8 protein-coding genes, 1 rRNA gene and 2 pseudogenes are annotated in these 10,262 nt (G+C 66.6%); 4 read left to right on the top strand and 7 right to left on the bottom strand.

What is annotated here, in order from left to right; genetic code table 11:
• The first annotated feature begins 1,130 nt into the window (after positions 1-1,130).
• On the top strand, positions 1,131-1,538 hold the full coding sequence (locus EAO72_RS16935) for a contact-dependent growth inhibition system immunity protein (RefSeq protein ID WP_261991523.1): 408 nt from the start codon (positions 1,131-1,133) through the stop codon (positions 1,536-1,538).
• 185 nt (positions 1,539-1,723) lie between these two features.
• On the opposite strand, the pseudogene EAO72_RS16930 reads toward EAO72_RS16935, so the two are convergent.
• The 3 genes and pseudogenes from EAO72_RS16930 to cpt form a co-directional block, all read right to left on the bottom strand.
• Positions 1,724-2,753, bottom strand: a pseudogene (locus tag EAO72_RS16930) (hypothetical protein).
• Positions 2,754-2,776: 23 nt separating this feature from the next.
• Positions 2,777-3,322 (bottom strand): AAA family ATPase, encoded by a 546-nt coding sequence (locus EAO72_RS16925; protein WP_148018172.1) that lies wholly within the window; start codon positions 3,320-3,322, stop codon positions 2,777-2,779.
• A gap of 91 nt (positions 3,323-3,413) precedes the next feature.
• Positions 3,414-3,947: a chloramphenicol phosphotransferase CPT gene (cpt, locus tag EAO72_RS16920; protein ID WP_261991522.1), complete on the bottom strand. Its 534-nt coding sequence runs from the start codon at positions 3,945-3,947 to the stop codon at positions 3,414-3,416.
• 666 nt (positions 3,948-4,613) lie between these two features.
• Between cpt and EAO72_RS16915 the strand changes: the two genes are divergently transcribed.
• Positions 4,614-4,979, top strand: coding sequence for a transposase (locus EAO72_RS16915; protein WP_148018171.1), 366 nt, complete (start codon positions 4,614-4,616; stop codon positions 4,977-4,979).
• Between the two features lie 8 nt (positions 4,980-4,987).
• Here the strand turns inward: EAO72_RS16915 and EAO72_RS16910 are convergent, their stop codons facing one another.
• Entirely contained in the window at positions 4,988-5,485 is a 498-nt protein-coding gene (locus EAO72_RS16910) for a hypothetical protein (protein WP_148018170.1), read from the bottom strand.
• Positions 5,486-5,713: 228 nt separating this feature from the next.
• Between EAO72_RS16910 and EAO72_RS16905 the strand changes: the two genes are divergently transcribed.
• A complete protein-coding gene (locus tag EAO72_RS16905) occupies positions 5,714-7,318 on the top strand; it encodes an ISL3 family transposase (protein ID WP_148018169.1) in 1,605 nt (534 codons plus the stop codon).
• An 87-nt stretch (positions 7,319-7,405) separates the two neighbouring features.
• Positions 7,406-7,915, top strand: a complete 510-nt coding sequence (locus EAO72_RS16900) for a hypothetical protein (RefSeq protein WP_148018168.1) — start codon at positions 7,406-7,408, stop codon at positions 7,913-7,915.
• Positions 7,916-8,402: 487 nt separating this feature from the next.
• Here the strand turns inward: EAO72_RS16900 and EAO72_RS16895 are convergent.
• The 3 genes and pseudogenes from EAO72_RS16895 to rrf form a co-directional block, all read right to left on the bottom strand.
• Positions 8,403-8,927, bottom strand: a pseudogene (locus tag EAO72_RS16895) (transposase family protein); the annotation flags it as partial.
• 149 nt (positions 8,928-9,076) lie between these two features.
• On the bottom strand, positions 9,077-9,460 hold the full coding sequence (locus EAO72_RS16890) for a hypothetical protein (RefSeq protein ID WP_148018167.1): 384 nt from the start codon (positions 9,458-9,460) through the stop codon (positions 9,077-9,079).
• Between the two features lie 558 nt (positions 9,461-10,018).
• Positions 10,019-10,135 (bottom strand): 5S ribosomal RNA (rrf, locus tag EAO72_RS16885).
• Positions 10,136-10,262: the final 127 nt, after the last annotated feature.

Here is a 10,262-nt window from a genome sequence, read left to right as displayed (position 1 = left end):
CCACGAGAGCGGAACAACCGAGTCGGAATAGGACCGGTCGTTCACTATGTCCTCGCTGTGTGCATTGCCTGCCAAGCCCGAAGGCCTGCCAGGACTTTCAAAGGAACCTCGAACCTGCCGAAACAGGTCGGGGTATCAACATATCTGGCGTTGACTTTTGGCACGCTGTTGAGTTCTCAAGGAACGGACGCTTCCTTCGTACTCACCCTCGCGGGCTTTCCTCCGGGCGCTTCCCTTCGGTCTTGCGTTTCCGACTCTATCAGACTCTTTCGTGTCCGATTCCCGGTCGAAGCGGGTCTTGCATTTTCGCTTTCCAGTTCTTCGCTTTCGCGCTTTCCCTTTCCAGCGAGCTCAACTCTACCAGAGACTTTCGGGCCTGATTCCCACCCCCGGGCCCAACCTGACGCCCCGTCATGGCCGGGCCCGTGGTCCAGGCCGCGGGCCGCTTCTGGCCCGCCCGCATCGGGCCGCGGCGTCCCGGAGAGTCGGCGCACGCGGGCCGGCCTGGCACGCGTATGAGTAACCCGCGTACGTGCCGTGGGACTTCGGCCGACAGCTGCACAGCCTCACGACTTCCGGTAGAAGCTTGCTGCAGCACGATCGGACGATGCTGGTCCAACGGGCAAGGGTCGCAAGGGTTCCGTCGAGCCCTTGGCTGTCCCATATCCGCACCCCGTTCGGGAGGACCGCGGTCCGTTGGTGCGGTGGCCAGGCGGCTGAACCGGGCGAGTACCACGTCGAGTGGGCGGTGGACGAGGACATCGCCTGGGCGCGGAACGCGAAGCCCGCTGCCGAGGCCCAGCCGGGCGTCTGGTCTGGCGGGCGCTGCCTTGTCCTGCGCGGACGAGTGCACCTCACCGTGGACGGGGGCAGCCGTGCTGGACCTCGGCGGCACGCAGATGCTGCTGGATCCTGCCGCCCCGTTGCCCGAGTCTGTTGCGGACACATGGGTCGAGCTAGTCCTCGAGCGCGAGACGGTCGCCCTCCACTCCTTCCGGCTCTGGCAGGAGGTCTGCCCGGCAGGCACCGAAACTTCAGAGCCGACGCCGATCGGCGCAATGGCGAGATGCCTCGGCGCCGGCAGGGCAAGCGGCGGCTCTCAGTGGCTCGTACTGCGGAAGAATCGCCGGGTGCCTGTATCCATCGACCGCAGCCGGTCCCTTCAGGAACTCGAAAGTGCTCGCTGGCCGGCTTCCCCGGCTGACGCCACATACGTCGTGGCGACAGTGCATGCCCTGCGGAGCAAGCCTGTCGGAACTCTGACCGTCGAGGACCTGCGCCTGCTGATCGGTCAGGACGTCGGGCTGCCCGTGCTCCTCACGCTCGCGGTGGAGGTGCTCCGTGACAACCCGCTGGCCGCGGGCGACATGGACGAGGGAGATCTGCTGCGCGCGGTCCTGACCAGGAACCCCGCTGTCTGGAGCGCCTACGCGGACCTCGCGGAGCAGCTGACGCTCGCAGTCGGCGGTCTGTCCGGCCTCTCGCCAGACCTGCTGAGCGCGATCGAGCGCTTCGTAGGCTCCGTCCGAAGTCCCTGACGGGCGCAGCCGGCGGTCGTTCGCTACGGGTACTGCCCACCGAGGTCGTTTCACAGTCCTGGCCGTGCGGCGCGGACGACCACGGGTGAATCACACCAGTCGCCCGGCTGACGCGCATCCATGGTCCGCGAGGACCTTTCTTCCGGAGCCGGAGACAGAAGCGACGGCGCCCGTGGGACGACGAGCTACTGAATGTTCCAGCGATGTGGGTGATCAGCGTCGTGGGGGGGCGAACACGTTGAGTTCACCCCAGCGGCCGACGGTGACCTGGGTGGGAGAGGCGCTCCGGTGTGTGGGCCGGGCCCGGTCCTCCAGTGGCGTCCAGCTGCCGCTGCCTCCGTCCCACTCCGAGCTGTCGATGGTCAGGAGCAGGCTCATCGGTGTCGTGCAGGCCAGGCAGTCCATCGGGTACGGATCGGTCGCATGCCAGGAGGCGAAGCCGCCCACGCGCCAGCCGGGCGGGATGGACAGGTCGTACTGGTAGCCGAGCGGCTCTGTCGTGGTCCCGTCCGCCGACTGCTCGGCATCTTCCTCGAGTGATTCTTCCCAGGCGTCGATCCTGGAACACAGCTCCTCGGGCAGAAGACCGGCGTCCGGGTAGGTGACCACCTGCTCCGGGTACAGGACGCAGGGCTCGGGCACGAAGCCGTCGGACCCCACGACCAGCGGCTGCGGAGGCGCCGTCAGTACCTCGCCGACCTCCCACGACCGCCGCCAGCGCAGGTGCAGCTTCAGGTCGTACCTGCCAGGGCCGTGCGCGTTGAAGGGGCACCAGAACACCTGGAGCAGATCGCAGTCGCCCGGCCCCGCCGGAAGGTCGGGCACATCCCGCCGGTACAGCTGCGCAAGGCCGACCATCGGCAGCGGGTCGGTCTCGACCGCCCCCGCGATCCGGTGATCCCGGGACAGCTCGCCCAGGACTTCCCGTTCCTCGTCCGTCGGGCCGGAGGCCGGTTCGCGTGCCCATGCCGAAGCCAGGACCTGTCGATAGCGGCGGATGTCGGCAGGCCGTCGCCCGCGCCCGCGCCGGTGGGCCTCGCCGCACACGGGCCACGGCTCGGCCGCCGGCCACCACATCGGACCGCCTACGGAGCTGGCTGTCGGATCCGGTGCACCCGGGCGCGGGTGCAGCCGCGTTGTCGTCCCCCGAAAGTCGGCCAGATCCGGGAAGAGCGCCTCGATATCGAGCGGGCGCGAAGGCGTGGTCCTCGTCATGAACGCGACCTTAGACACCGGGCCTACGCGCCCGAGCTCCCACCCACGCGAGCCAGCACATCGTCGGCCAACTCTGTCGTTGTCAGTTCTCCGTCGAGGAACACGGTGTCGCTGGGCAGCGTGCGCATGGCGGCCGCGCACGGCTCGATCCTGGCCTTGCACCACTGCCGGACGCGTTCATCCTGCTCGGGATCGTCCGGAGTGAAGCTCCGCCCCTCGATCCGCTTCCTCAAGACCTCCTCGGAGACCTTGAGGAAGAAGTGATGGACCACCATCCCCGCGTCCTCCAGCGCGCCGAAGACTTCTTCGGCGTACCCCGCGTTGATCAGGGTCATGGGAACGAGTACGGGCTTCTGGTACTCCTCGACAAGACCCACCGCCAGGTGCGCGACCTGCCTTCGCCACAACCGCAGATCCTGGAAGTCGCCGGTCGAGACCTCCACGATCTCGCGCAGCACGTAGCCAACCATCTCCGGGTCATAGACCAGCACCTCGGGCCAACGCCGACGCAGCTCTTCGACGAGCGTGGTCTTCCCACTGCCGAACGCACCGTTCACCCAGACAATCACACGTATCTCCCCGTCGCTGAGGCCCCGGTCGGGCACACGTCATCCGAGCCAGACACTGGCCGCGTGCACCGGCACCGGCGCCGATCCCGTATCAGCCGAGGCGGGCGGCAATGGTTCGCGCGCACACCAGGGACTCGGTATGCGTCGTGTCCACCTCCAGGTCGTAGATCACCCCTTCGTGCACCGTATCCGCCTGCGCCGCCGCCATTCCCTGCGTTCGATCTCCTCGTGCGACCTCACGCCCTGCCGCGACCGCGCTCTCGCACCTGACGCCGACCCACAACACGGGCAGTCCGCCCAACGCCCTCTGCCAACGCTGCTGGGACGAGGCTCCGCCGAGGAAGACATCATCGATGACCACCCTCGCGCCCGCACGGACCATCGCCACCACGCCACTCATCCAGGCCGCCTCCAACGCCCGGAACTCCGCCCCGACGTTCACCCCGCCATCCGCCGCGAACACGATCCCCTCGTCAGACGCCTGCATCCTCGCGGGCAGGGCGTCGACGAACGAGTCGCATCCGAACGCCAGCCACGGAACGGGCAGTACGTCCTGCAGGCACCGTACGATCCCGGACTTCCCCGAGCTCGAACCACCGTTGAGGATGATCATCTGAGTCGTCACCGAGCCACAGTAGGTCGCTCCTCCCACGGGATGAACCGGATATCGGCGGAAGCTGCTCAGCAAGCTGGGCACACGATCTCGTGACAACGGGCTCTGCCACACGCGATCCCGCCGCCTGCTCGCTCGCGATACTTCGGCCATGGACAGCTACGAGTGCACGGCGACGCTTGAGTGGTGGGCTAACCCATTGACCTGTCTGAGCAGTCTCCCTGTAAGGGTTGCGCCCGCGCTGTCGGAAACAAACTGGACCTGCGAGGCAGCTGTCGAGCCTCGCGTGGCCGTAGAGGTGGCTTTGTCCACGAGTACGGGTTCTGGTCCAACTTCTGTGGTGTGCCTACTCCCTGTGACCGTTGATCTTGCTGGTAGATCTCGCGAGATCGTCTGGAAACTGCTGGTGCCGACGACGTCCGGGCTGATGGTTCTGGGCTGTGCGCGAGGTACCAGGGGCAGTGGCAGAACCGCCCGACCAAGCTCGACGACTTCAAGCCCTACCTGCACGAGCGATGGGCCGAAGGCTGCACGAACGCCTGGACCCTCTGGGAAGAGATCAAGGCTCACGGCTACACCGGCGGCTAGGGAACCGTCCGCGCCTACCTCCAGCCGTTCCGCACAGCCCCGACCGCACCAGCAGCCCGCCCGCCGTCCCCACGCACGGTCACCAGCTGGATCCTGACCCACCCCGATACCCTGCCGGAGAGCGAGCGCCTGAAGCTCAAAGCCGTCCTCGCCGACTGCCCCGAACTGGATGCCCTCACCGGGCACGTCCGCGCGTTCGGGAAAATGCTCACCCAGCTCCAGGGCGCCCAGCTCCCGCAATGGATCAAGGCGGTCCGCGCCGACGACCTGCCCCGCCTCCATACCTTCACCAACGGCCTCGAACGCGATCTCGTAGCCGTCACCGGCGGCCTCACACTGCCGTGGAGCTCCGGCGTCGTCGAAGGCCACGTCAACCGGATCAAAATGATCAAGCGCCAGATGTACGGCCGGGCTGGCTTCGGCCTCTTGCGGAAACGAGTCCTGCTGGCGTCCTGACGGGCCCGTCACGAGCTCTGCTGGAGTCGCTCCGCAGCCTGAGCAGGGGTGTCGTAGTAGCCAGGCCGTGCCAGCAGGACCGAGCTGAAGTGGTAGCCCTGCTCTTCCTCGGGCTCATCGTCGGCCGCGAACGGACGCCAGAAGCTCAGCAGCAAGTCCGGGGCAATGAATGAAGCATCCTCGTCAGGATCTTCCTCAATCGAGGTGAACTGGCCCATGCGCTGGACAACCTCACGGGCCGGAAGCGCGAACACGTCGACACCCTGAAACAACACTCGGTCCGTCTGGGACGACGGCCTTCCCAACTCGATGGCTTCAAGCATGTCTCGCATGCAGTGGATGCTGATCATCAGTCCGCTGGGACGGAAGACGTGCTGCCCCGGCCGATCAGACTCCGAGACCGCGGAGAGATCGCGGAGCGAGTCCAGCGCCGTGTTGGCCGCGTGCCGAGTCATACCGATCCGCAACGGGCCAACGCCGGTCGGTGGGGCGAGGTCGAAGTCCATGTGGGCATGATCCCAAACAGGTCTGTCAACGAGTCACGACGGGCCATTCAGTCCCGGCAGGTTACAGAGCGTGAGAGCTCCACAGAAGTTGGACCAGAACCTACTCGGGTTCTGGCACAACTTCTGTGACGCGGCCACGCTGAGTGACGGCTGAGCTTCCTTGGGCAGTATGCGAAGTCGCCCGAAAATGAGCCGTGGTCCGGGCGGTTGGGATAACAGTTCGGGGCCGTGGAAGAGATCGTGCTCCGGTTGCAAGAGCTGTTGTTCCCGTCGATTACGGACGTCGCGGTGCTGTCGGTGGACGTGAGCATCGCGATAGTTCGCGTCGACGCCGAAGGCACTGCGAACGGTGCCGCTTGCCCGGCGTGCGAGGTCTGGTCGAACCGGGTTCATGGTTCCTACCTGCGGTTTCCCGCTGATGTGCCGAGCGCCGGACGAAGCGATGCTCTCCGGCTGAGGGTCCGCAGGTTCACCTGCGGTAACTCAGAATGCGCACGCCGGACCTTCGTCGAGCAGATACCCGGCCTGACCCGTCGACACGGTCAACGGACCGAGCGGCTGCGTTCGACGCTGGCCTCGGTCGGTCTCGCCTTGGCGGGCCGGGCCGGCGCTCGGCTGAGCTCCGTGCTCGGGGTGTCCGTCAGCCGGAGTACCGTCCTGCGCCTGGTCGACGCTCTTCCTGAGCCGGAGGTGCCCGCCCCGCGTGTGGTCGGCGTCGACGAGTACGCCACCCGCAAGGGCCGCCACTACGGCACCGTTCTCGTCGACGTCGAGACCCGCCGTCCTGTCGACCTACTGCCCGACCGGGAGGCATCGAGCCTGGCGGCCTGGCTCGCCGATCGGCCCGGCGTCGAGGTCGTATGCCGGGACCGGGCGCCATTCTTCGCCGAGGGCGCCAGCGCCGGTGCACCGCAGGCCGTCCAGGTCGCGGACCGGTGGCATCTCTGGCACAACCTGAGCGAGGCCACCGAGCGGAGCGTCGCCCAGCACCGTCGCTGCCTCTGCACTTTGGTTCCCACGGCCTCTGAACCCGGGCCCGATCTCGGGGCCGTTCCGGCCGCGGACTCGTCCGGTTCTCCTTGGCCGCGCGGACACCGATTCGCCGATCGGACCCGGTCCCGGCACGCTGCCGTCCACGCGCTGCTGAAGGCGGGGCACAGTCGACGGTCGGTGCAGCGGCAGCTCGGGATGACCTACCGCACCGTCAAGCAGCTCGCCGACACCGCAACACCGGAAGAGCTGTTCACCGGTCAGTGGCAGAACCGGCCCTCCGTCCTCGACGACTACAAGCCCTACCTGGATGACCGCTGGAACGAGGGCTGCACCAACGCCTGGAAGCTGTGGGAGGAGATCGTGCCACTCGGTTACAAGGCCAGCTACCAGCGCGTTCGCGCCTACCTGCACGACAAACGCACCTCACCGCAACCGGTGACCGCCCGGCCGCCCTCGCCCCGGACCGTCGCCGGATGGATCCTCCGCCGTCCGGAGACCCTCACCGAGACCGAACAACTCCAGCTCAAGGCCGTACGGGCGCACTGCCCAGAACTCGATGCCCTCACCGGGCACGTCCGCTCCTTCGCGACCATGCTCACCGAGCGCCAGGGCGAGCGCCTGCCCGACTGGCTCGACGCCGTCCGGCAGGACGACCTGCCCAGCCTGCACACCCTCGCCGCAGGCATCGACCGCGACCGCGACGCCGTCATCGCCGGCCTGACTCTGCCCTGGAGCTCAGGCGTCGTGGAAGGGCACGTCAACCGGATCAAGATGCTCAAGCGCCAAATGTTCGGCCGCGCAGGCTTCGCCCTCCTGCGGAAGCGCGTCCTCCTGTCCTGATCACCGAAGACAGGAGGAACTCCATGGCAGCCGCGGCGGCGGGTGTGCAAGCCTTCCCCTTCCAGAATTCTGACGGAGAAGGCCCTGATGACCAGCGACGACGCCCTCGATCAGTTCAGACACATCGCGCGCGAGCGGGCATTTGGCAGGCATGTCGGGTCGGACAGGCTCATCCAGGCAGGTCTGGACGCGCTGATAGCTGGGGTCGAAAGCCCGTCCCTGGCCATGCTCGCGGGACTCCTCCGGAGCGAAGAGCCCGAAGCGCCAGAGCTCTTCGGCCAAGTACTGGACGAGCTGGGACTGCTCTTCCACCCGCCCTCGGACCCCCGGGCCGCAAAGTGGGCGATGGCCTACTGGATCGCCGGTCAGATCGCCGACGGCTCCCTGGATCCCGCCGCCGGCACACACCTCATCTGGGCAGACATTGCCTATGACCTCGGCTACCCCGAAGAGCTAGAACCTCTTGTGCACTGCGCGCACAACCTAGACGGCTGGGAGGAGAGCTGGGGAGTCTCCGTCGAGGAACTCAACGGAGAAGCGATTGAGGCAGCGAATCAGTTCCTTAGCAAGGGGTCGGGAGCCGAGGCGCGGGACTGACCGGCGGTTCGCTCGCCACCGGGATTGGTCACCCGCGAGCTGATCTGTCACTCAGCGTGGCCTCACCACAGAACCTGGGCCAGAACCCGTACTCGTGGACAAAGCCGAGACAGAGACTGCGGAGCCAAGCGGTGCCAGTCACATGCCGCACCCGTAAGCCCAGCTCTCAAGGAGCTGCATTGTTCGCCACCGCCACAGCCAGCTGCACTGTTCGCCATCGCCCCCAGCGGCGAACGCACTGAGCGCGCCGGCCATCTCCACGGGCTCCTCGCTCACCGTTGCCGGTGAATAGCGCAGCGGCCTGCTCCGCCAGGTCCGGGAACTGCCGCAGGTCATCGGGCCACTCGGTCGAGTTCAGGTTCGTCTAGCCATGCCGTTCACGTCCGGTAGACCGCACCGCCTGGGCCAACCCCATGGATTCGGCTACAGCGCGCGGTGGAAGTTCCGCCAGGATTTCGGGCGGGCCCCGTTCGGCCGGTGGTCATACCGCCGAGAGCCCGCGGTTGACGGTGCGCCGGGTTGGTGACAGGTCGCGAACGGGTGGGCGTCTGACCGATGTGGTCACCCACGGTCCGGCGCCGATGCAGGCGCGGCGGCCGGGGCCCGGTACTCCTTGGCGTACGCAGAACCGCATGATCCGGTGGGCGGGTACGGGCCGCGGTGAGGTCATGGGTCCCGCCCGGTGCTGCGCGCGAGATCCACAGCAGGCGTCCGGTCAGATCGGTGACCTCCTGGACGTTCACGCCGTGGCGGCGGTGCTTGGCGGAAAAGTCCGGCCGGCTGCCGCCGAGGCGGTCGCACGCGGCGAGGGTGCAGTCGAGCAGGACGAAGTCCGGGTCGCCTTCACGCAGGACTCCGGTACTCACCAAGAGGCCGAAGCCGGCGGCGATCTGCGCGAGGGGGCTCGCGCTTGCGCAGATGCACCAAGCCGACCAGCGCACGCTGGTGCGGTAGATGAGCATGGTGACCCACTCAACCAGCGCGGCGGCAGGTCAGGCGCGGCAGCAGGCAAGCCAACAAGGGCCCCGTATCGGCGAGTTGCGACTACGATCACTTGCCCGACGGCAAAGGGGCCTCGTTCGTTGCTAATCCCGGTCGGTGTGCGGTTGCCCAGGAGAGGCCGGGCAGACATAGATCTGCATGCTGTCGGTGCTGCCGAGGTCAGCCGAAGATGATCTCAACGTCCTTGTCCAAGCAGAACTTCATGACGGTAATCAGCTGACGGGTGTCATCGATGCGTCGTGCGAGGACGGTGTCGCTGCCCTCGTGTTGCCGCTCATCGATGATGGCTTCCAGCCGGGGCAGCATGGCCGCGCATTGAGCGGGTGCGAGGTCCGGACCACCGTCATCTGGATGGTCGAGTAGTGGTGCCAGCGTAGTGGAGACGCTGCTCCAGGAGCGGTCTCCGTCGAAGCCGTGCATCTCGGACAGGGTGAAGCCCTCAGCCTGGGCCAGCCACTCCCTGAACATGTGGAAGCCGGTGTAAGACCAGGAGACGTCCGGGCTGGTCACATCGTCGTCCCCGGGAAAGAGTACGAGCCCCATCCTGTCCTCCTCGTTTGTCCGGTGCTCAGGATCGGTCGTCGGGAGCGACTCGGCAACTGAAATGACCTGCCGCATGGTTGGTGTGATCAGGTCGTCGCAGGAGTCCTGGACAGCTCCATTCACCGGGGCTGACCCCACACACATTCGGCAAGTGGGTGACCGCACTGCGCCGCGAGGGCGCCAACGCATCGCTCCGGGGTGGTCCTTGCGGACTTCCCTGGACGATCGGGTGCTGCTCGTCGGGGACTAGTGACGAACGAACTTGACGTTGCACCAGCTGCGCCCGTTGTTCGGGGTCTCGAAGCCGGCCGCTGACCGGGTCATCGACCACCTGGACCCCTGCTGGCGCTACAGCCTCGGCGGCGCTTCAGCCATCACTCGGTCGGTGACCACTTTGACAAGGCTCCACGACCAGACCGCAGGATCTCTACCGGGGTGCGTGTGGAAACCATCCGCGCACGCGCCCGCCCAGTCCAGCTCGCCGGCCGCAGACTGAAAGCCTAGTGAACGCAGAAAAGCCCCGTGCCACAAGGGCACGGGGCTTAACTATCAAAAGGAGTTCGGCGGCGTCCTACTCTCCCACAGGGTCCCCCCTGCAGTACCATCGGCGCTGAAAGGCTTAGCTTCCGGGTTCGGAATGTAACCGGGCGTTTCCCTAACGCAATGACCACCGAAACACTATGAAATTAACCAACACCGGATGAAAACACGGCCGTTCGTTATTTCAGAACTAACACAGTGGACGCGAGCAACTGAGGACAAGCCCTCGGCCTATTAGTACCAGTCAGCTCCACCCGTTACC

It is taken from the genome of Streptomyces sp. OR43, from assembly GCF_008042275.1.
Taxonomy (GTDB): Bacteria; Actinomycetota; Actinomycetes; order Streptomycetales; family Streptomycetaceae; genus Streptomyces.
Note: the sequence above shows the minus strand (reverse complement) of the source record. Positions and strands in the feature narration are given on the sequence as shown.